We start from the raw sequence: 21771 nt of genomic DNA, 5'->3' as shown, positions 1-21771 counted from the left end.
AGCTCCCACGGCTTCAGCAGAAAAACAGTTATCGGAAAGGAACGTATTGTCCCTCCGCCTGTTTTGCCGCTGGAGGCAACCATGAACATCAGATCGCTGAATATTTCACGCAGGGCATCCCTGTTTTTTGGCGTTATTACCTTGCTGCTGATCGGCCTCGGAGGATTCTCCTACGTGCAGATCGACCACCTGCGCACGGCCGAGCAGAACATCGAAGAAAACTCGTTGCCCAGCATTCAGGTCGTCGACGACATTCAGATCGCCCTGCTTCATGCTCGTCTGGAAAGCATCAGGATGCTCGCCAGTACCGATCCCGCCGTGCACAGCACAGCAGAAGCCAAAGCCCGGGAAGCGATAGAGGCGCTCCGGTCGAACAGCGAGTTCTATCGGAAAAACCTGATTTCGGGCGAAGCCGACCGTGCGCAATTCGAAGACGCCAACAGCAAGATGGGGGCCTACATCGACGGCGTGAAACAGATCATCGCCATGGACAGCTCCGATCATGAAAAAGCTGTTTCCTTTGCGAACTCAGAGCAGGTTCAGCGCGCCACTGCCTATCAGGAAAAACTCACCACGCTGCGTGGGCACAACGCTGAAGAAGCCGTGAGCTCCGGAAAAGATGCCACCGACGTGTACAACCACAGCGTCAATGTATTGCTGACCGTTGTTATTGCAGCGTCCCTTCTGACCGTGGTTCTGGCGATTACCCTGACACGCAGTATTGTCGATCCGCTCAATGCTTCTCTCAAACTGGCAGAAGACATCGCCTCAGGCGACCTGACCCGGCAACTGGGCGTTACCGGCAGCGACGAAGCATCACGCTTGATGACGGCCCTCAACACCATGACGGGGAACCTGCGTACCACCATTCATGAGATTTCCGGAGCATCCGCCCAACTGAGCACCGCTGCCGTCGAGATGACGTCAATCACCGAAAGCGCCGACCGTACACTGCAACAACAGAACAGCGAAATCGAACAGGCCGCCACTGCTGTAAACGAAATGAGTGCTGCCGTAGAAGAGGTCGCTCGTAATGCTACGTCTACCTCCCAGGCTGCCCAACAATCCAGCCTCTCCGCCGACCTGGGCAACCAGCGCGTAACCGAAACCCTGACCGCCATGCAGAACCTGACCGGCCTGGTCGAGGGCTCCTCTGCACAAGTCACTGCCCTGGCCGGCCAGGCGCAGGACATCAGCAAAGTGTTGGGCGTGATTCGCGGAATTGCCGAGCAGACCAACCTGCTGGCATTGAACGCAGCCATCGAAGCCGCGCGTGCCGGTGAACAAGGTCGTGGTTTTGCCGTGGTGGCTGATGAAGTGCGCGCGCTGGCGCATCGCACACAAACGTCCACTCAGGAAGTCGAACAGATGATCTCGGCAATTCAGGCCGGTTCTTCGGCCACGGTCGAGTCCATGCAGAAGAGTACTCAGGAAGTCCACAGCACTCGCAAGACAGCAGAAGACGCCGGGCAATCGCTGCGCCAGATCACCGACTCGGTACTGGAGATCAATAACCGTAACCTGCAGATCGCTGCAGCATCCGAGCAACAGGCGCATGTAGCGCGTGATGTCGACAGAAGCCTGATCAGCATCCGTGATCTGGCCGTACAGAGCAGTGAAGGCACCCGGCAAACACTGATTGCCAGTACCGAACTTTCGCAGTTGGCAGTCAACTTGAATGATCTTGTACTGCGCTTCAAGACATGAGGCAAAACGGGATCCATAACTATCGGCATGGCGGCAAGGCAGCGGATTCGTCTGCTGCACCTTTTTATAGCACTAGTGCCATTTCTGGCAAAAAAACAATAACAAAATGCCAGCACTCGACCGCCATTAAAGTTGCACTTCATTTGTTTCATTAACGATACAAATACGTTCTATCAGGTATGATGCGCGCTACTTGAATACGGGAAGTATGAGGTATGCCGTGCAGAATCATCGTGGCCGACGATCACCCACTGTTTCGTGAGGGCATGCTGCGTACTATCGAGCGGCTGATACCTGAAGCGATTATCGAAGAAGCAGGCAATCTGGATGAAGTACTCACCCTCGCACGCCGGGGTGATGAGGTCGATACCCTGGTGCTCGACCTGCGCTTTCCGGGGCTCACTTCGATACAGACCATCGGCAGCCTGCGCAGCGAGTTCAAACGCACTTCAATCATTGTGGTCTCGATGGTCGATGATCTGGACACCATCTCACAGGTCATGTCTCAGGGTGCGGATGGCTTCATTGGCAAAAATATAGACCCCCTGGAAATTGCCGAATCCATCATCGCCATTCGCGATGGCGAAGTGGTGGTCAAGTACAAGCCCGAAGGTTCGTTACTGAGTGATCTGGACACTGGCGCAATCAGCCATCTGACCGCACGTCAAAGAGAAGTACTGGGGCTTGTGGCGTCCGGAAAAACCAATAAGGAAATCGCCAGGGATCTGGGTATTTCACCCTTTACCGTGCGTATTCATGTCTCCAGCCTGCTCAAGGCGCTTGGTGTGCCCACCCGATCGGCTGCCGCTGCACAGTTTTCCAGCCTGGCCGGCAAACAGCACTGAGACGGTAGCCGCCATGTCATTACTGCCCAAACGAATAGATCTGGAAATGACTCAGGCGCTACTGCGCATGGCGGTCATTGCCACCTCGATCCTTTACGCACTGATCGCGTACGGGATGGGGGAAATGTCAGAGAACAAGCTGTTTGTGATCCTGGCTTATTGCATGGGCTTCGGCGTCGTCACAGTAGGGCTGATCATACGCATTGCCCAGCGCCCGGGTGCCTCTGGCAGACGACGCCTGTTTGCCCTGGTGACTGATAATCTGGCGGGAATCGTGACGATCTCGGTTGGCGGCGAGGCCATGTTGCCGGTGTATTCGGTGATGCTGAGCATGACGGTCGGCTATGGCATGCGCTACGGGCGCAACTACTTGCTGCTGGCAACCGGCTTTTCCATGATTTCGTTGATGATCATCATCGTGCTCACGCCGTTTCTGCGTGAGCACCATGCTGTGGCCGTCATGATGATCCTGACCATGCTGGTCCTGCCGCTGTTTGTCTATTTTCTGCTTGGCCGACTGCACATGGCCCTTGAAGAAACCCAGGCGGCCAATCAGGCCAAGTCAAGGTTTCTGGCACAGGCCAGCCATGACCTGCGCCAGCCGATCCACTCCATCAGCCTGTTTACCGCCTGCCTGCGCGATGCGCCTTTGGGCGATAACGAACAACGTCTGGTGAATAACATCGACCGGGCGTTGAGTGCGGTAGAACAACTGTTTCGTTCGTTGCTGGACATCTACACCCTCAACCAGGGCGAAGTCGCACCGCGTCCCGAATCAGTCGACCTGGATGCACTGCTCAACGGGCTGGCCGCGCAGAACAGCGAGGCTGCTACCTGGGCTGGCGTGGATATTCGCGTACACAGCGGCAACCATCACGTCTGGACCGACCCCGCCTTGCTGCGCACGCTATTGCAGAACCTTGTTTCCAATGCATTCAAATACGCACCGGGCAAACCGATTCTGATTGGCTGTCGCCGGCAAAAAGGCACCGTCAGCATTGGTGTTTATGATCGGGGCCGCGGCATACCCTCCGAGCACTTGCCGCACTTGTGCAACGAGTTCTATCGCGTCCGCGAGAAGCGTGACCGCGACATTGAAGGTGTTGGCCTGGGGCTGAGTATCGTCAGCCGTATCGCCAGGCTCATGAACCTGCGGGTCAATATCAGTTCAGTGCCCGAGCGTGGCACTGCGGTAACCGTCAGCGGCCTGAAAGCGGTGGCCGCCAGCCAGCCGGTGAACAACATCGAAATCAACTGGAATACTCGCCTGCTTTCCGGTCTGCGCGTCATGCTGATCGAGGACAATCGCAACGTGCTTGAAGCCACCGCCATGTTGCTACGCAGATGGGGCTGCGAGGTCCAGACCTTCAGCAGCATCCCCGAGATCAGTGTCGACTGTGATCTGGTAGTCACTGACTTCGATCTGGATCGTACGGCGTCGGGCGCCGACTGCATTGCCTACCTGAGCGGGCTGCAGGGAAGGCGCATACCCGCCATCGTGATTACCGGCCATGAGCTTCAGCACGTTCGGCAGACACTGAACGATCCGGATATCCCCGTTCTTTCAAAACCGGTGAGGCCGGTCGAACTGCGCTCGCTGTTGTTGAGTTTCAAGGCCGGTTCGGCGGTGTACTGACAGCCATTGGAATGTGCTGCTTTCAGACGTTGGGCAGCAGGCTGTGGTCAATCCGTTGTGAAGCGTTCAACCACGTTGCCTTTGAACTTGATGAAGATGCGCGTAATCGACGCTTTTCTTCCGGTAGCTTGCGTGCCGCTCAGTGTGCTTGCGTCGCCCATTATTTCCTGTGCATCGCCCATGCGCGATTGCCCCTGAAGCAAGGTGGATGCCGCGTCTCCGGAACCATATCGGTTAGAGTACTTGACCGCCATCTTGGTCAATGAGTTAAGACCTGATTCGTTACGGTCGTAGTACCACTCGGAGCTGTTATCGGACACATTGTCCTGCGCCGAATAAGGCGCACCAAACGCCTGGCGAATCTGTTCCTTGGTCGACTTTCGGGCAATGATGTTGGCCCTTATATAGTCAGGCGCATATTTGTAATCACCGGTCAGGGTATCGAGCGGGTTGCTGCCACCGGTCGAACAGGCCGTCATGGTTGCTATGACTAGCGTAATCGCCGCCAACCCTCTTATGTTTGCCAAATGGCGAGAAATACCCATGCGCGTTCCCTCTGAAAACAAGTCTGTTGTGAGTGATCCGTTTACACCACTGCAAGACCTTTACGGTCGCGCACGCGCGGCCGGCGACGTTATAAAAACGTCGTCTGCCATCGACAAGTCAGGGTGTTATTCAGCGCATTAGCTTAAGTGGCCGACCCAGGGCCAGCCATAGTACGGATGTACTAGTAACAGTACGGATGTACTGCCTCTGCAGGCTTACAACTTTCTCAGAAACGGTAAGTCGCCCCCACACCCAAAAAGCTGGCGCGGTTCTGATAGCGCGCGCTGTAACTGGCCAGCGCATTGGCACGGCTGACATCAACACTTTCTTCTTTAAGATAGGCGTAGGCAACATCAAGGGTCAGTTCTTTGCTGACGTCATAACCCGCGCCCACACTGAAGATCGTACGGTCGCCGGTCGGTGTGCGTGGCGAGCGATTGGTATTGCTGGTCGGTGACTGATCCAGACGGATGCCGGTACGCAACGACCAGTGTGAATTCAGTCGATACGATGTGCCGAGCGCATAGGCCCAGGTATCGTGCCAGTCCAGCCCGCCTGCGATAGCGCCAGACAAGGACGCAGCCAGTATCCCACCGCGCGCGGGGCTGATGTTCTCGGTACTGAAACTCAGGTCCTTCATGCGGCTCCAGCGCGTCCAGGTCGTTCCCGCATAAAGTGTCCAGGCATCGGTGAGCTTCTGAGTGACTGACAACTCGTAGGATTCAGGAGTATCGACCTGTAGCGAGCAGTCATAGCGATTGCTGTTCAGCAACTGGGCTGGCGTACCGGCACCTGTGGCAACCTCGGTATGGCAATCAAGGTCATAGCGCACTTTGGAGTGGTAGGTCAGACCAGCCTGCGTGGTATCAGTCAGGCTGGCCAGAACGCCGATATTGAAGCCCAGCGCGACATCCTTGCCCTTCACTTTCACATTACTGTCGGCGATGGCCGGGTTAAGCGTCAGGTCCGACTCCAGCGAGCCGGCAAACTGATTGATGGTCGGCCCGAAGCCCACCGATACCCTGTCATTGAAGGCATAACTCAATGTCGGTTGCAGGGTCAGAACTTTTGCATCGCTCTTGCTGGCAAAGGCGCGCCCCTGAAAACCGCGTTCGTAATCCGTCGCCAGGCCGAACGGCACGTACGCGCCAAGGCCAATGGCCCAGTGTTCATTCAGCCTGCGGGTATAGAAACCGAACGGGATGGCCTTGAATGGCACCATGTCGCCATCGTTGCTGCCGCTCGAACGTCCACTCGCCCGGCTGATATCCGTCGATGCATCGATAAAGGTAGCGCCACCGGTGACCTGCTGGCCGGCCAGACGCGCCATGCCTGCCGGGTTGCCGTATACCGTGCCGGCATCTTCGGCGGCAGACGCCCGACCCGCAAACGCTGTGCCCATGCCGCTTATGCCTTGCTCGTTAAGCGCAAAGCCACCTGCATACAAGTGCGTGGAAATCATGGCAACCGTGAAGCCCAGGGTCGTCTTGTGCATGGTGTTCAATGCTCGCAGTAAGGGGTTCCGGTCAATCCGGCTGAAATAGGAAACTGTCTGCATACACCTTCAAAGTGTTTTCAGGCATTCCATGCGCTGGCAAACCTGCGATTTTATCAACGCAAAAATGGGATCCCTATAGTACACATGTACTAGTACACACCTCTTGGGTAAGTCCTTAACGTTGACAAGGGCATTAAACTCGTTAAATAGTTGGAGGCGAGGAACACAATATTTCATGTAAGCCACGATCAGGTATGGCACGATCACTTCCTGCACAAGATCGGCAGCGCCAGGCGTACTGCCAAGGCTGCATCAGTGCTTTTATGACCAGGGTGACGCATTTTGAACAACAAATTGACTTCAGCAGAGCTGGCAGTCATCAGTGAGATCGAGGCCACTTCCAGCCTTTTAAGGCTGGTGACCCGGCTGACCGGCCTGAGATTCGCGGCAATTGCCAAAGTAACCGAAACCAGCTGGACGGCATGTGCTGTGTACGACGAGATCAAGTTCGGACTGGAGGCCGGTCACGAGCTCAAACTGGAAACCACGCTGTGCAATGAGTTACGCCAGCACAAGCGTCCTATCGTGATCAACGAAGTTGCCACGGATGCGGTCTACGCAGAGCACCCCATCCCGAAACTCTATGGTTTTCAGAGCTATTTCTCGTTGCCGATCATTTTCCCCAACGGAGACTTTTTCGGCACGCTGTGCGGTCTGGACAACGTGCCGACGCCACTCGACGACGTCGATACGCTCGATACCCTGAAAGTCTTCTGCACGTTGATCGCCAGCACGCTGTACGCGCACTACCAACTGCAGGAAATGCAGGAAGTCACTGCTTAAGGCATGGAATGCCTCAGGTGCGCAATTGCCGTTCCATGATCAATGTGCGCTCCTCCCCTTCCTGATGCTCTCGCACCAACCTGAAACCCAGCGCTGTATAAAACTCCTGCGCGGTCAAGGATGACGGCACAATCAGCAGCTCCAGGCCTGCCCCACGGGCGATATGCTCCAGCTCTGCCATCAACAAACGCCCGATGCCCCGACGATGCCAGTCAGGGTCGACAAACACCGAGCGCACCACCTGACCCTCCAGGCTGGCAGTTCCGACAACCACCTCCCCCGCCACCGCCACAAACATCCGACGTTGCTGCATGAGCCGCTCAATGGCAGCCGGGCTGAAACTCAGTTGCACGCGCTCGATCACACTGGCCGGGTAATCCCTGGCATTGCTGGTACGCAAGGCAGTCAGCACCACTCGACTGATGGCGCCAGCGTCTGCTGTACGTGCGGGTCGAACCTTGATGTTCATTTTTCGTACCTGGGCAGATAAACCGCAAATGAAGCGCACAGTGAAAGCCGTGCTTCGTTCATACCGAGCCATGAGCGTTTTGCTCATTTGCAACCAAACGACGAATGGCAATGTTTGTAACACTCAGAATACAAAAGAGCAGGCCCTTTATTTTATGGGGCTGCAAGACCGATAGCGCTCAAAAATAACCGTTTGTGGCCGATCAACCTGTACCTCGCCTGTAATTGAAATTTTTTCATCTGTTAAAGTCAGTCTCGTGATGTCATATAGTCATCACCGAACACCCATCGAGAATTTTATGAACGCCAGTGCCCCCATTCCGCTGAATGAAACGCAACGTCTGTTGCGCATCAGGGAGCTGTGCGTGCTTGAAGACACCTCCGACGATGTGTTCGATGAAATCGTGGCAATGACCGCCGATTTCTTCCAGACGCCGATTGCGTTGATCTCGATTGTCGATGAACACCGTCAGTGGTTTCGCGCCCGAGTGGGGCTGAGTGCCCGGGAAACGCCACGCAACGTCTCGTTCTGTGCCTACACGATCCTTTCCGACACGTTGTTCGAAATTCCGGATGCGACCCTCGACGACCGGTTCGTGAACAATAGCCTGGTGACCGGCCACCCCGATATTCGCTACTACGCGGGTGCCCCGCTGATTACCGATGACGGCATCGCTCTGGGCAGCCTGTGCGTGATCGACACCAAGCCGCGTGAACCGATGAGCGAGCATCAGACGCAGATGCTCAAGCGTTTCGCCTCATTGGTCATGAAACGCATAGTCAGCTTGCGTCTCAGTTGCTTCATTGACCAGCCGACCGGCTTGTATAACCGCTCACGCCTGCAGGAAGACATCCATCAGGCACTGGCATCGAGCGTTGATTATCAGTTGGTCGTGGTGGACATGATCACCTCTGCGTTCCTGAACGACATTGTCAAGGCTCTGGGCTACAGCTTCTCTCAGGACCTGGTGACCGAAATCAAGAGCCGCCTGGAGCATCTGCTGCCGCCAACCTGTTCGCTGTACAAGGTCAGCCCTACCCGCTTCGGCTTTCTGCTGGCCGGAGACCGAGTGCCTGATCATCTGTTTCGGACCATTCTCGAAGACTTCGAGACCCCCGTGGAATGCCGGGGCATTCCGGTGCAGATGCAGGTAGGTCTGGGGGTTGTCACCCTGAACCGCGACCCGACCGAAGAGCAGGACTGGATGCGCATGGTCATCAGCGCTGCCGATGATGCTCGCGACCGGAATCTGGGCTGGGCGATGTATGAGCCGCACTTCGATGCCGCTCAGCAACGTGCTTTCAAACTGCTCAGTTCGTTGACCAGCGCGGTGCACTCGCATGATCAACTGCGCCTGGTCTACCAGCCGCGCATCGACCTCGCCTCCGGCCTGTGCACCTCGGTAGAAGCCTTGCTGCGCTGGAACCACCCGACGCTCGGTCCCATCGGGCCTGCCGAATTCGTACCGCTGGCCGAGAAAACCGCACTCATGCGTCCGCTGAGTCTGTGGGTGCTGACAAGCGCAATCGAGCAGGCCGCCCGCTGGCAGCAACAGGGCTTCGATTTCCGTATTGCGATCAACGTCACCCCGGAAGACCTCACCGGTCCGGCTTTCACTGACCGGATGATCCGCCTGCTGGGTCAGCACAAGATCGACCCCACGCGCTTTGAGCTGGAGTTCACCGAGGGCGCGTTGATGCACAACCCGGCCGAAGTGCGCCACCAGCTGGAACGCATGCGGCAGATGGGCATGGATGTGGCGATCGATGACTTTGGTACGGGCTACAGCAACTGGAACTACCTGCGGCAATTGCCCGCAACCACCGTCAAGCTCGATCAGTCGCTGATTCGCAATCTGGCGTCCGACAAGACCGATCAGCGTCTGGTCAAGGCACTGATCGGTCTTGCCAAGAAGCTGGGTTATTGCGTGGTGGCCGAAGGCATCGAAACAGACGACATTCGCCGTCTGGTCAAGCAATGGGGTTGTGACGAGGGTCAGGGCTATCTGATTTCCAAGCCTATGGAAGCCGACGCCGTACTGAACTGGCTAGGCCCTGACCGCCGCCTGCAAACGGTCACTGAAGCCGCCGAAGCCGCCGTCATCCGCGACAAACGGTTATAACCTTAGAACACTTCTTCATAACCGTTTGCAACACAAGCCGTTATGCTGCCCGCCACTTTTTGCCTGATGCGTTTGCTTGAATGGGTTGGTTATGGAAGCGGGTGGTCTGGGGTTTGTAGTTGCAGGGTTGGTAGTCGGTTTTATCGTTGGCATGACCGGGGTCGGCGGTGGCTCGCTGATGACGCCCATTCTGTTGTGGTTCGGCATCAACCCGGCCACGGCGGTCGGCACCGACCTTCTGTATGCGGCGATTACCAAATCCGGCGGGGTTCTGGTACATCGCAAGAATGACAACATCGACTGGAAAGTCACCGGTCTGCTGACCCTGGGCAGCGTCCCTGCCGTGCTCCTGACGCTGTGGTTCCTGAGCACGCTGCACACCGCACCTGAGGCCCTGAACGCGATCATCAAGCAGGCGCTGGGCTTTGTGCTGCTGCTCACTGCCCTGGCCGTTCTGTTCAAGAAAAAGCTGCTGGCCTTCGCTCATGGTCGCGGGGACGGGCATTCGTTTTTCAGCGGTACGAGCCTGACCGTATTAACGGTCATCACCGGTTTGATCCTCGGCACCATGGTCGCACTGACCTCCATTGGTGCAGGTGCGCTGGGTACCGTGGCGTTGTTCATCCTCTATCCGCTGCTACCGACCCGGCGTCTGGTAGGCACGGAAATCGCCCACGCCGTCCCTCTCACGCTGGTTGCAGGTCTGGGCCACGCGAGCATGGGTAACATGAACTGGGAATTGCTGGGCTGGCTGCTGATGGGCTCATTGCCCGGCATTTACCTGGGCAGCCACATGGCGGGCCGCGTTTCCGACGACCTGCTGCGGCCTTTCCTGGCCATCATGCTGGGCATGATCGGCTTCAAGCTGGCGTTCTGATCCTGACGCCCATCAGCCTGTCACATTTTTGCGTCAGGCTGCCCGCTTGGCAAAACCTGAAAAGCCGCCCGTACCTGTTCAGTTGCGAACGGCGCGCATTCATCGGGAATTGTAATTTTTTGTAGCTCGATACCGATTTTCGGCGCAGGATTTCGTCCGTCTGCTTTCGCGCCGATGACCCGGCACAGACTTACCCTCACTGACAGGAGATGCCAACAATGCTCATCCGAATTGAAGAAGGTGTACATGGGGCTGCTTGGGTTGTAAAACTGGACGAATACCCGGTCAAGTGCCGGAGTTGGCAGGAAGCCAGAGAATTCGCCGATCGCATGAAATCCAGGATCGATGCACCTCATTCGTTGCCTCATCTGGCACGACGCGTAGCACCTGAAAGACACTCAAGCGCAATGGCCCGCTAGGCTCCAGAACCCGCTCCTGAATAATTCGAGACCGCGTTGTCAGGCGACTGGCAACGTTGTTTCATCCCGTCACAATGCCTTTCATTCTGTTACACCACTTCTCGTTTCCATGACATCCGTTTCACATCCTCTTCACGTCCGGCTGCGTAAATTGACCCTACTCCTTTGATGAATCCCATTTGGCCCACCCCGTTGTGGGCCATTTTTTTGCCTGCAGAAAAGTACCAACGCGCCACTATCAATCAGGCCGGGTTACTCGCTTTGCACCTTTTGCGACGAAGAAGCAGTCAGGACCGGGCTGCTCAAGACACCAGCGCTCAACTCCGCCAGGCGATCATTGCCCGTACCATTGGCCATATTGTTGCTCCAATTCGCTGTCGTCGTTGCCACCCAGCCCAGCACGAACAATGCAACCGCCTGCAACGCCCACTTGGTAATGATCGACATGTGCTCTCTCCTTGTTCGGGTCTGGATGGCGAGCATGTAAACACCCCACCATGACAGAAGAATTGCAGAGATTTTTATTTTTGCCAGCCACAAGCCCATCTTTGTGAAAAGAATGTTTGCGAAACGGGAATGAGCGGTCTGCAAGAGAAATACCCACACCCGTGGGTGGGGTATTTCCAGAAGGCGGGGTCAGTACTTGGTGCTTTGCTGCTCAGGCCTGGCAGGCGTGTCCACATGGCGCGGGCCAGCGACCAGCAGGGCCAATACGCCAACAATCGGCACGGCAACAACAACGATGATCCACATCAGCTTGTTGCTGGATTGCGTCTTGCTCTTGCGGATACGCATGACTGCCCAAATGTCTGAAATCACGATCAGAGCAGTCAGCGCTGCAAACAGCCACAAATGATTTTCCGATATCCAACCCATTTGAAATCTCCTGCACCATCAACGAAGGCAGCCAGACCGGCTGCCCTACTGTAGAAGAGGCCGGAAAGCGGCCTAAAGTTCAGAGAATCTTTCGGATTGTGCGTCATGTCCTGGATCGGACGCAGAGTGTCCAGAATGGCATACCGACGCAAAGCGTCGGCACGATAGCTGCGAAATTATCGTTCCATACGCTCCAGCGCGGGAATGCCGCTCGTGACGCTCCTGTCAGGTAATCGGTGCCGGGTTGAACAGCGTGATGTCGTTGTGCAGCCGGTAGTGCTCGGTCCAGGTCTTTTTCTTGCCGCTGGCCACATCCAGATAGAAGTGGAAAAGCTCCCAGCCCAGATCCTCAATGCTTGCGCGTCCAGTCGCAATGCGTCCGGCGTCTATGTCGATCAGGTCAGGCCAGCGCTGAGCCAGTTCGGTGCGGGTCGAGACCTTCACCACCGGTGCCATCGCCAGACCATACGGCGTACCGCGTCCGGTAGTGAACACATGCAGGTTCATGCCCGCAGCCAGTTGCAAGGTACCGCAGACGAAGTCACTGGCCGGCGTAGCACAGAAGATCAGCCCCTTGCCATTGACCCGCTCACCAGGGCCGAGCACGCCGTTGATGGCGCTGCTGCCTGACTTGACGATAGACCCGAGGGACTTCTCGACAATGTTCGACAACCCGCCCTTCTTGTTGCCCGGCGTAGTGTTGGCGCTGCGATCTGCCTCGCCTTTGGCCAGGTAACGGTCGTACCAGTCCATTTCCCGTACCAGTGCCTGCGCGACCTCCTGATCCTGCGCGCGGGATGTCAGCAGATAGATGGCGTCGCGCACTTCGGTTACTTCGGAAAACATCACCGTCGCACCGGCACGCAGCAACAGGTCCGAGGCGTAGCCCAGCGCCGGGTTGGCGGTGATGCCGGAAAACGCATCACTGCCGCCGCACTGCATACCGAGGATCAACTCCGAAGCAGGTACTGTTTCACGACGACGCAGGTTCAGCTTCTGCAGGCGCGTCTCGGCCAGCTCCATGATCTGTTCAATCATTTCGTTGAAGCCGTGACTGGAGTCCTGAAGCCGATACAGCCAGGGCTCGCTCAGGTCCACAGAACTGTCGCCCTCGTGCATCACCTGCCCGGCCTGCAACTTCTCGCAGCCCAGGCTGATCACCAGCGCCTCGCCACCCAGGTTCGGGTTGCGTGCCAGATTGCGCACAGTACGAATCGGGATGTAAGCATCGGTGGCGGTAATGGCCACGCCGCAGCCGTAGCTGTGGGTCAGGGCCACCACGTCATCGACGTTCGGGTACTTGGGCAACAGCTCGTCGCGGATGCGCTTGACCGCATGATCAAGTACGCCGGTCACACACTGCACGGTGGTGGTGATACCAAGAATGTTGCGGGTACCCACGGTGCCGTCGGCGTTGCGATAGCCTTCGAAGGTGTAACCCTCGAGCGGTGCCTGTTTCTCGGGCACCGCGTCGGACATCGGCAGGCTGTCGAGCGCAGGTGCCGAGGGCATGCGCAGCTGGTCTTCCCTGACCCAGCTGCCACGCGGTATCGGTTGCAGTGCATAGCCAATGGTGTGGCCATAACGAATCACGGCCTCGCCCACGGCCAGGTCAACGGTGCTGACCTTGTGGCTCTGCGGGACGTTATCGACAGTCACCAGGCCGTTGTCGAATTCGGTTCCGGCCGGCACGCCCTGGTCGTTGACCACGACCACGACGTTATCCAGCGGATGCAGCCGGATATAGCGCGGCGAATCGGCATGTTGAATCAGGTTCATCACGGTTTCCTCAGGATTTCGCTTCGGAAAGGTCGCTGACCGAGTCGTTCAGCAATGGCCCCTTGGCAGGCGGCTCTTTCAATTCCACACGCTTGATTTCACCCACAATGAAAATGTAACTGATTACCGCCAGCAGCGCGTTGGCGCCCACGAACACCAGTGCCCATTTGAACGAGCCGGTGCTGCTGATGATGTAACCAATCACGATCGGAGTGGTGATCGATGCAATGTTACCGAAGGTGTTGAACAGACCGCCGCTCAGACCGGCAATCTGCTTGGGTGAAACATCGGACATGACAGCCCAGCCCAGTGCACCGACGCCTTTGCCGAAGAATGCCAGGGCCATGAAGCCCACCACCACCCATTCGATATCAACGTAGTTGCAGGTCACGATCGAGGTGGACAGCAGCAGGCCACCGATGATCGGTGCCTTGCGGGCAAAGGTCAGCGAGTGGCCCTTGCGCAGCAGGTAGTCGGAGATGATTCCGCCCAGCACGCCGCCAATGAAGCCACAGATAGCTGGCAACGAGGCGATGATGCCCGCCTTGAGGATGGTCATGCCGCGTTCCTGAACCAGGTACACCGGGAACCAGGTCAGGAAGAAGTAGGTAATGCCGTTGATGCAGTATTGGCTGAGGTAGATACCCAGCATCATGCGGTTGGTCAGCAACTGGCGGATGTAATCCCACTTCGGTCCGCTGCTGGCTGCTTTTTCCTTGCCTTTGCCCTTGTCCTGATCCAGGTCGACCAGCGCACCATTGCTGGAGATGTGTTCTAACTCGGCCTCGTTGATCATCGGGTGATTGCGCGGACCGTAGATGACCTTCATCCAGATCATCGAGAACAGGATACCGACTGCGCCCATGACCACGAACACGTGCTGCCAGCCGTAGGTGTAAACAATCCAGCCCATCAGCGGAGCGAACAGAACGGTGGCGAAGTATTGCGCCGAGTTGAAGATCGCCGAGGCCGTGCCGCGCTCGGCGGTCGGGAACCAGGCGGCGACAATGCGGGCGTTGCCCGGGAAGGAAGGCGCTTCAGCCAGCCCGACCAGAAAGCGCAGCATGAACAGCGCGACAATGGCGGTGGAAATGCCGAACTCACCCACATAGCCTTGCAGCAGGGTGAACAGCGACCAGGTGAAAATGCTCATGGCGTAGACTTTCTTCGACCCGAAACGGTCGAGCAGCCAGCCACCGGGGATCTGACCGGCCACGTAGGCCCAGCCAAATGCGGAGAAGATATAGCCCAGAGTGACCGGAGTGATGCCAAGGTCTTTCTGGATGCTGGAACCAGCGATAGCGATGGTGGCACGGTCGGCGTAGTTGATCGTGGTGACCAGAAACAGCATCAACAGAATCAAATAGCGGACGTGCGTCGGCTTGGACTTTTGCATTGTAGAGCTCCCACTGATTATTTTTTTACGCGGGTAAAGCTGTTTTTGGGTGTTGCATTACAGGCCCCTTGGCAGTGTCGCGGCGACGACAGCTACCACCTGTAAGGGTCATGCATTCCAACGACAAAACCGCTGATCGCTCAGCGGTTACGTCCTGGGGGTGTTACTGCTTGCCTTGCTTGTCCATCAGCGCGGCGAGCATGTCGCACTCGTCCGGGGTCAGGTCGGTCAATGGCGCACGCACCGGGCCTGCGTCGTAGCCGGCGATTTTTGCGCCGGCCTTGACGATACTCACGGCATAGCCAGCCTTGCGGTTGCGGATTTCCAGGTAAGGCAGGAAGAAATCGTCGATGTATTTACCGACCGCCTGATGATCGTCGCGGGCGATGGCGTGGTAGAAGTCCATCGCCAGTTTCGGTACGAAGTTGAACACAGCAGACGAGTAGACCGGCACGCCCAGCGCCTTGTAGGCAGCGGCATAGACTTCAGCGGTCGGCAGGCCGCCCAGGTACGAGAAGCGGTCGCCGAGACGGCGGCGGATCGAAACCATCAGCTCGATATCACCCAGGCCATCCTTGTAACCGATCAGGTTCGGGCAACGCTCGGCCAGTTGTTCCAGCAGGGTTGGCGTCAGGCGGCAGACGTTACGGTTGTAGACAACCACACCGATCTTGACCGACTTGCACACCGCTTCAACGTGGGCGGCAACGCCGTCCTGGCTGGCTTCGGTCAGGTAATGCGGCAGCAGCAACAGACCTTTGGCACCCAGACGCTCGGCTTCCTGAGCGTACTCGATGGCCTGACGGGTCGGACCGCCTACACCGGCCAGAATTGGCACGCTGGTGGCGCAGGTGTCGACGGCAGTCTTGATGATTTCGGAGTATTCGCTGGCGGCCAGGGAGAAAAACTCACCTGTACCACCTGCAGCGAACAGAGCGCTGGCGCCGTACGGTGCCAGCCACTCGAGACGTTTGATGTAGCCCGCGCGATGGAAGTCGCCCTGAGCGTTGAAATCGGTAACCGGGAAAGACAGCAGACCGGATGAGAGGATGGACTTCAGTTCTTGTGGATTCATTATTCGAACACCCTGGAGGACATAATTGTTAGAAGATCACCGGGTCAGTGCCGATGTCGTAAGTCATCGTACAACTGATAATAAAATCACTCAACAGGGATTTTCGGGTTTTTTCAGAGGGAGAGGACCGGGGCCGTTTTTGGCTCACGCGATGCCGCGTAGATTTGTGACGCAGAGCGTCACGACAGGCATTCCCACGCTGGAGCGCGCGGAACGATGATCTCAACTATCGTGCGACGCTCCGCGTCGCATGCCGTTCTGGACGCTCTGCGTCCTCTTTAATCGTCAGGCCCGCTGAGACTCGGCTTCTTCATGCGCGTGGCGCAGGCGTTCGCGGCTGTTGGTCAGGTGCAGGCGCATGGCGGCGCGGGCCGCATCGGAGTCCTGACGGGCGATGGCGTCGAAGATTTCCTCGTGCTCGCGGCTCAGGCGGTCCATGTAATGCTGCTGATCATCATGAGCCAGACGCGCAGAGTTCAACCGTGTGCGCGGGATGATGCTGGTGCCCAGATGGGTCATGATGTCCGTGAAATAGCGATTGCCGGTCGATAGCGCAATCTGCAAATGGAACTGGAAGTCAGACGCCACCGCATCCGTGGCGTGTGCGGCACTTTCATTGAGCGCGTCCAGCGCCGAACGCATCGCCGCCAGTTGCTCGTCACTGCGGCGCTGGGCTGCCAGCCCGGCCGACTCTACTTCCAGGCTGATACGCAATTCGAGAATCGCCAGCACATCACGCAGAGTGACAATGGTGGCCGGATCGATCCGGAACCCACTAGGGCTTGGCGTATCGAGAACGAAGGTGCCGATCCCGTGACGCGTCTCGACCAGACCGGACGCTTGCAGGCGCGAAATCGCCTCGCGCACCACGGTCCGGCTGACGCCCTGCTCTTCCATGATTGCGGATTCGGTGGGCAGTTTGTCGCCACGCTTGAGCTGACCGCTGCGAATTCGCTCGGACAGCTCAGTCACCAACTCCTGCGCGAGGCTGCGGTGTTTTCTACGGGCGCGGGGCGGAGCGCTTTGATTTTCCATCCAACATCGATCTCTGGACTGCTAAACATGGGCTAATCATAGCTCAGCGGTTGTATGATCACACCCTCAAAAGCGCCACCCGCCCAACAGCGTCAACCTCAAACCGCTGTAGGTGTCGGTTGCTCGAGCAGTTTTGCGTTCTCGATACGCACATGCCGACCATGAAAGCGTTTGAGGCTGCTGCGGTGTCCGATACTGACCAGCGTCAGACCGGGCAGGCCATCAATGATTGCGCGGTGCATGGCAGCCTCGTCATCCTCGTCCATGGCCGAGGTGGCCTCATCCATATACAGCCAGTTCGGCGCGACCAGCAAGGCGCGAGCAAACGCCACTCGCTGCTGCTCGCCGGGCGACAAAAAGCGCTGCCAGTGATTGCTTTCATCCAGTCGCGGTATCAGGTGCTCCAGACGGCACTGGCTCAGCACATCGGCAAAGCGTTCTGCCGGGTAGCGCTGCGCAGGTTGTGGATAACTCATTGCCTCACGCAAGGTGCCGATGGGCAGATAAGGCCGTTGCGGCAGGAACAGCGCCGTCCCTGCGGGCACACGAATCTGACCCGAGCCGTGCGGCCATAGACCACCGAGAGCCTTCAGCAACGAGCTTTTGCCACTGCCCGAGCGACCACTGAGCATCACTCGCTCTCCCGGACCGATATGCAGATTGGCATCACTCAACAGTTGACGCCCCCCTGCGAGGCTCAATTCCAGGTCACGCAGGTCCAGCGTGTCGTTAGCGTTAACCCTTTCAATGGCCGGTTGCTGCGCTTCATGATCAGTCATGGCCTGACGGAAGCTCAGCAGACGGTCACACGTGGCGCGCCATGAGGCCAGCGTGCTGTAGGCGCTGATGAACCAACTGAAGTTCTCCTGCACGTTGCCAAATGCCGAATTGATCTGCATCAGATCACCCAACTCGATCTTGCCCGAAAAATACCGCGGCGCAGCCACGATGAAAGGAAAAATCAGGGCAATCTGCGAATAACCGGATGTGAAGAAGGTCAGCCGCTTCTGGACTTTCATGGATGCCCGGAAGTTATTCCAGATCATCATGAAGCGCCCGCTAAGGCGCTGGTTTTCATTACGCTCGCCCTCGGACAAGGCAATGCTTTCGGCGTTTTCCCGTACGCGCACCAAGGCAAAACGCAGGTCCGCCTCAAAGCGCTCCTGTTGGTTGTTCAACGGGATCAGGCGCTTGCCGATCCAGTGCGTCAACAGGCTGCCGACAAGCGCATAAAGCAAGGCCGCCCAGAACATATAGCCGGGTATGGTGACCCCGAACAGTTCGATGCTGCCCGACACGCCCCAGAGAATGACCGAGAACGAAACAAGACTGACGACCGCGCTCATCAGGCCAAGCCCGAGGCTGAGGGTGCTGGTGGTGAACTCGTTGAGGTCTTCGGACAGACGCTGGTCGGGGTTGTCGGTGTACCCGCCCTGCTCCAGGTGATAGTAGTTTTTGTCTGCGAGCCAACGGGCGAAGTGCTGTTCAGTCAGCCAGCGACGCCAGCGGATGGTCAGCAACTGGGTCAGGTACAGACGATAGACCGCCGCCAGAATGGCGATCGCGGCGATCCCGCTGAAGTACAGAATCAGGTGGGTGAAGGCAGCCAGGTCCTTATTCTGCAGCGCGTTGTAAAAATCCCGATACCAGCTGTTGAAGAAGACCGACACTTGTACGCTGAACAGCGACAGCGCAATCACCGAAACCAGCAACAGCCAGGCGGTGACCTTTTCCTCACTGCGCCAATAAGGCGTTATCAGCTTCCAGACGCGGCGTAGAAACGCCCCTTTCACAGTGTCGTTGACGGCAGAATATTCAGCATTGCGATTCATGTGGGTCAGGCTCGCTCTCTTTGAAAGTACGATGCCTGAGCACAATGAAGCAAAAAAACGCCTACACGGCCACTATGAAAAAACCTTCATTAACGCCGCACCGGACGCTTCTGCAGCTTGCGCTGCAAGGTCCGGCGGTGCATGCCCAGCGCCCGGGCTGTAGCGGAAATATTGCCCTCGTGCTCGGTCAGCACGCGCTGGATGTGCTCCCACTGCAAGCGATCCACCGACATCGGATTCTCGGGGACCAGCGTGTCGAGGTTGGCGTGTTCGGACAGCAGAGCCGCCAGCACATCATCGGCATCAGCCGGTTTGCACAGGTAATTGCACGCGCCGCGCTTGATGGCTTCAACTGCCGTGGCGATGCTCGAATACCCGGTGAGGATCACCACACGCATGTCCGGGTCCATTTCCAGCAGTTTGGGCAACAGCACCAACCCTGAATCGCCATCCATTTTCAGGTCCAGCGCGGCATATTCAGGAATGTCCTGCTGCGCCAGCGCCAGGCCTTCCTCGGCTGAACCTGCGGTGCTCACCCGAAAACCACGACGGCTCATGGCCCTCGCCATTACACGGGTGAACGTCGCGTCGTCATCGACCAGCAACAGGTGCGGCAGCTCTTCGCCTTCGACCTGGATGTCTTCGTCACTCATGCTTCTTCTCCTCGCGTATCTCGGGGCAGGCGCAGCTCGGTGAGCGTACCGCCTTCTTCATGACTGTAGAGCTTTACCGAGCCACCCGCACGGGTGACGCTGGCCTTGCTCAGAAACAGACCCAGGCCGAAACCTTTGCCCTTGGTAGTAAAGAACGGCTTGCCGATCTGTTCGGCAATCGCCAGCGGCACACCTGCGCCATGGTCACGAATACTGATACAGACTTCTGCGCTGTCCCAGTTCAGGTTGACTTCAAGGCCATCAGGGCAGGCGTCGGCCGCGTTGTTGAGCAGGTTGAGCAGCGCCTGGGTCAGGTCCGGGGGCGGGGCCAGCATCGGCACCTCACCCTTGCCCAGCTGGTAAAAGCGGTAGCTCACTTCCGGGCGCATCAAATGCCAACGGTTAAGGGATTCGTCCAGCCAGCGGGTGGCAGGCTGCTGTTCAACGGCCATGCGCCGGTTGGCTTCGGCGGCACGCACCAGTTGCTGAAGGGTCTGTTTGCACTGCTTGACCTGCTCCTGCAACACCGACAGGTCCTCCTGCAATGCAGGGTCACTGTGGTCCTGGCGCATTTCCTTGAGCAGCACGCTCATGGTCGCCAGTGGAGTCCCCAGTTCATGGGCCGCGCCTGCTGCCTGGGTCGCGACGGCAAGCAACTGTTGATCGCGCAAGCCCTCCTCCCGGCGCTCGGCACGCAACTGCTCCTGGCGCCGCAGCTCTTCGGCCATCTTTGCCGCGAAAAAGGTGATGACGGAAGCCGCCAGCGCAAAACTCAGCCACATGCCGTAGACCTGCATGTTTTCCCGGGCAATGGAATCGGTTTCCAGCGGGTAGGAACGCACCATCAGCAAGGTGTACATGCTCAGCGCAAAGCCGGACAGGATCAGCGAGTAACGCCACGGCAGTGTGGCGGCGGCAATGGTCAGCGGCACCAGATAATAAGAAACGAACGGGTTGGCCGAGCCGCCCGAGTAGTACAGCAACGCACTGTGGATCAGCAGGTCCAGCGCCAGTTGCAAGGCGTACTCAAGCTCGGTGAGCGGCAGCGAGGTGCGCAGACGGATGACGGTCAGCCCGCACAGCACCAGCGAGCAGCCCAGGGTGATCGACAGTTGCAGCCACGGCAGTGGTAGAAAGTCGAACAGCCAGGCCATACCCACCGAGCCGGCTTGCGCGGCCAGCACCAGAATACGGATGAATGTCAGGCGCCACAGGTTTTGACGTGTGGCTGAAAGCATTTGAACGGGGGCGAGCATGAGCTCTCCTGATGAGTGCTCCAGGCGGATCGCAGCGAGTATAACCAAGCGAGAGGCAAAACTGGAAAAGTGCGTCAACGCACCGCACACCGGAGCAGCCCGGCATCGCAGGAACCGGGCCAAAGCGCTACAGTCAGAACACTTTGCGCCGAGCGACACGTGTCGCAGGCCGTTTGATAACAAGGAGCTCTCATGTTCAATCTTCGCCCTGCTGCCACGCTTGTCGCGCTGGCCGCTGCCCTGTCCAGCCTGCCGGCTCTGGCTGAAGAAGCCCGTTATAACCAGATTTCCTTGCGTGCCGAGGTCAATCAGGAAGTCCAGCGCGACCTGATGCTCGTCACCCTTTATACCGAAGCGCAGGACAGCGACCCGGCCAAACTGGCGGCACAGATCACTGAAACCCTGAACAAGGCGCTGGGCCAGGCGCGGCAGGTCAAGGATGTGAAGATCCGTCAGGGCAGCCGCAACAGCTATCCGGTTTACGACGACAAAGGGCAGAAGATCACCGGCTGGCGTGAACGCGCCGAGCTGCGTCTGGAAAGTGCGGACTTTGCGGTACTTTCGAAGCTGACCGGCGAGCTGCTGACGGATCTGAAAATGGGCGGCATGGACTTCTCGATCTCGCCATCGACCCGCAAGGCCAGCGAAGACGCCCTGCTCAAGGACGCCGTAACTGCGTTCAAGGCCCGAGCGCAACTGGTCACAGAAGCCTTGGGCGGCACGGGTTACAAGCTGGTTAACCTGAACCTGAACACCTCGGGCTACCCGCAGCCGTATCTGCGCGCACCGGTGATGATGATGGCAAAATCCTCGCGGGAAGACTCAGCGCCAACACCCGATGTCGAAGCGGGCACCAGCCAGGTCAGCGTTGCAGCCGATGGCGTGATTGAAGTCGCGATTCCCTGAG

At 57.8% G+C, this 21771-nt stretch carries 20 protein-coding genes and 1 pseudogene; 9 read left to right on the top strand and 12 right to left on the bottom strand.

Going from position 1 to position 21771, the window contains the following annotated elements:
- Positions 1-81: 81 nt before the first annotated feature.
- The 4 genes and pseudogenes from AO068_RS29765 to AO068_RS19040 all read left to right on the top strand — a co-directional run.
- Positions 82-849 (top strand): annotated as a pseudogene (locus AO068_RS29765) (MCP four helix bundle domain-containing protein); the annotation flags it as partial.
- A complete protein-coding gene (locus tag AO068_RS29760; RefSeq protein WP_404944504.1) occupies positions 826-1707 on the top strand; it encodes a methyl-accepting chemotaxis protein in 882 nt (293 codons plus the stop codon). The pseudogene AO068_RS29765 and the gene AO068_RS29760, both read left to right, overlap by 24 nt.
- A gap of 215 nt (positions 1708-1922) precedes the next feature.
- Positions 1923-2552 carry a response regulator gene (locus tag AO068_RS19045; RefSeq protein WP_058400657.1) on the top strand — a complete coding sequence of 210 codons (630 nt, stop codon included), beginning with the start codon at positions 1923-1925 and terminating at the stop codon, positions 2550-2552.
- Positions 2553-2598: 46 nt separating this feature from the next.
- Complete coding sequence (locus AO068_RS19040; protein ID WP_058409164.1) at positions 2599-4188, top strand: hybrid sensor histidine kinase/response regulator; 1590 nt, start codon at positions 2599-2601, stop codon at positions 4186-4188.
- 47 nt (positions 4189-4235) lie between these two features.
- Here AO068_RS19040 and AO068_RS19035 read toward each other — a convergent pair whose 3' ends face one another.
- Both AO068_RS19035 and AO068_RS19030 read right to left on the bottom strand, forming a co-directional pair.
- Positions 4236-4733 carry a hypothetical protein gene (locus AO068_RS19035; protein ID WP_058409163.1) on the bottom strand — a complete coding sequence of 166 codons (498 nt, stop codon included), beginning with the start codon at positions 4731-4733 and terminating at the stop codon, positions 4236-4238.
- A gap of 227 nt (positions 4734-4960) precedes the next feature.
- A complete protein-coding gene (locus AO068_RS19030) occupies positions 4961-6229 on the bottom strand; it encodes an OmpP1/FadL family transporter (RefSeq protein WP_058409162.1) in 1269 nt (422 codons plus the stop codon).
- Positions 6230-6574: 345 nt separating this feature from the next.
- Here AO068_RS19030 and AO068_RS19020 point away from each other — a divergent pair, with 345 nt between their 5' ends.
- Positions 6575-7075, top strand: a complete 501-nt coding sequence (locus AO068_RS19020; RefSeq protein WP_058409160.1) for a GAF domain-containing protein — start codon at positions 6575-6577, stop codon at positions 7073-7075.
- A gap of 13 nt (positions 7076-7088) precedes the next feature.
- Here the strand turns inward: AO068_RS19020 and AO068_RS19015 are convergent, their stop codons facing one another.
- Entirely contained in the window at positions 7089-7544 is a 456-nt protein-coding gene (locus AO068_RS19015) for a GNAT family N-acetyltransferase (protein WP_058409159.1), read from the bottom strand.
- A gap of 298 nt (positions 7545-7842) precedes the next feature.
- Here AO068_RS19015 and AO068_RS19010 point away from each other — a divergent pair, with 298 nt between their 5' ends.
- From AO068_RS19010 to AO068_RS29300, 3 genes are all read left to right on the top strand, one after another.
- Positions 7843-9666 carry a sensor domain-containing phosphodiesterase gene (locus tag AO068_RS19010; protein WP_058400652.1) on the top strand — a complete coding sequence of 608 codons (1824 nt, stop codon included), beginning with the start codon at positions 7843-7845 and terminating at the stop codon, positions 9664-9666.
- Between the two features lie 91 nt (positions 9667-9757).
- Complete coding sequence (locus tag AO068_RS19005) at positions 9758-10543, top strand: sulfite exporter TauE/SafE family protein (protein WP_058400651.1); 786 nt, start codon at positions 9758-9760, stop codon at positions 10541-10543.
- 218 nt (positions 10544-10761) lie between these two features.
- Positions 10762-10962: a hypothetical protein gene (locus AO068_RS29300; RefSeq protein WP_080394877.1), complete on the top strand. Its 201-nt coding sequence runs from the start codon at positions 10762-10764 to the stop codon at positions 10960-10962.
- Positions 10963-11214: 252 nt separating this feature from the next.
- Here the strand turns inward: AO068_RS29300 and AO068_RS18995 are convergent, their stop codons facing one another.
- The 9 genes from AO068_RS18995 to AO068_RS18955 form a co-directional block, all read right to left on the bottom strand.
- On the bottom strand, positions 11215-11409 hold the full coding sequence (locus AO068_RS18995) for a hypothetical protein (protein ID WP_058400649.1): 195 nt from the start codon (positions 11407-11409) through the stop codon (positions 11215-11217).
- Between the two features lie 189 nt (positions 11410-11598).
- Complete coding sequence (locus AO068_RS18990) at positions 11599-11838, bottom strand: PLDc N-terminal domain-containing protein (RefSeq protein ID WP_055007483.1); 240 nt, start codon at positions 11836-11838, stop codon at positions 11599-11601.
- 225 nt (positions 11839-12063) lie between these two features.
- Positions 12064-13617 (bottom strand): galactarate dehydratase, encoded by a 1554-nt coding sequence (gene garD, locus AO068_RS18985; protein WP_055006684.1) that lies wholly within the window; start codon positions 13615-13617, stop codon positions 12064-12066.
- A 10-nt stretch (positions 13618-13627) separates the two neighbouring features.
- Positions 13628-15013, bottom strand: a complete 1386-nt coding sequence (locus AO068_RS18980; protein WP_058400647.1) for an MFS transporter — start codon at positions 15011-15013, stop codon at positions 13628-13630.
- Positions 15014-15176: 163 nt separating this feature from the next.
- Positions 15177-16088, bottom strand: coding sequence for a 5-dehydro-4-deoxyglucarate dehydratase (gene kdgD / locus AO068_RS18975; protein WP_044309446.1), 912 nt, complete (start codon positions 16086-16088; stop codon positions 15177-15179).
- 285 nt (positions 16089-16373) lie between these two features.
- Positions 16374-17123 carry a FadR/GntR family transcriptional regulator gene (locus AO068_RS18970; RefSeq protein WP_002555183.1) on the bottom strand — a complete coding sequence of 250 codons (750 nt, stop codon included), beginning with the start codon at positions 17121-17123 and terminating at the stop codon, positions 16374-16376.
- Positions 17124-17221: 98 nt separating this feature from the next.
- The gene (locus AO068_RS18965; RefSeq protein ID WP_058409157.1) at positions 17222-18955 is read right to left on the bottom strand and encodes an ABC transporter ATP-binding protein/permease; all 1734 of its coding nucleotides are present in this window, start codon (positions 18953-18955) and stop codon (positions 17222-17224) included.
- An 89-nt stretch (positions 18956-19044) separates the two neighbouring features.
- The gene (locus AO068_RS18960) at positions 19045-19608 is read right to left on the bottom strand and encodes a response regulator transcription factor (RefSeq protein ID WP_002555185.1); all 564 of its coding nucleotides are present in this window, start codon (positions 19606-19608) and stop codon (positions 19045-19047) included.
- Positions 19605-20864 carry an ATP-binding protein gene (locus AO068_RS18955; RefSeq protein WP_058400645.1) on the bottom strand — a complete coding sequence of 420 codons (1260 nt, stop codon included), beginning with the start codon at positions 20862-20864 and terminating at the stop codon, positions 19605-19607. Before AO068_RS18955 ends, AO068_RS18960 begins: the two co-directional genes overlap by 4 nt.
- Before the next feature lie 192 nt (positions 20865-21056).
- On the opposite strand from AO068_RS18955, the gene AO068_RS18950 reads away from it, so the two are divergent.
- Positions 21057-21770, top strand: coding sequence for an SIMPL domain-containing protein (locus tag AO068_RS18950; protein ID WP_005745322.1), 714 nt, complete (start codon positions 21057-21059; stop codon positions 21768-21770).
- The last annotated feature ends 1 nt before the right edge of the window (position 21771 follow it).

This window comes from Pseudomonas sp. ICMP 3272 (genome assembly GCF_001466905.1).
Taxonomy (GTDB): Bacteria; Pseudomonadota; Gammaproteobacteria; order Pseudomonadales; family Pseudomonadaceae; genus Aquipseudomonas; species Aquipseudomonas amygdali.
The sequence above is the reverse complement of the archived record's forward strand: the minus strand, read 5'-3'. Positions and strand labels throughout refer to the sequence as shown.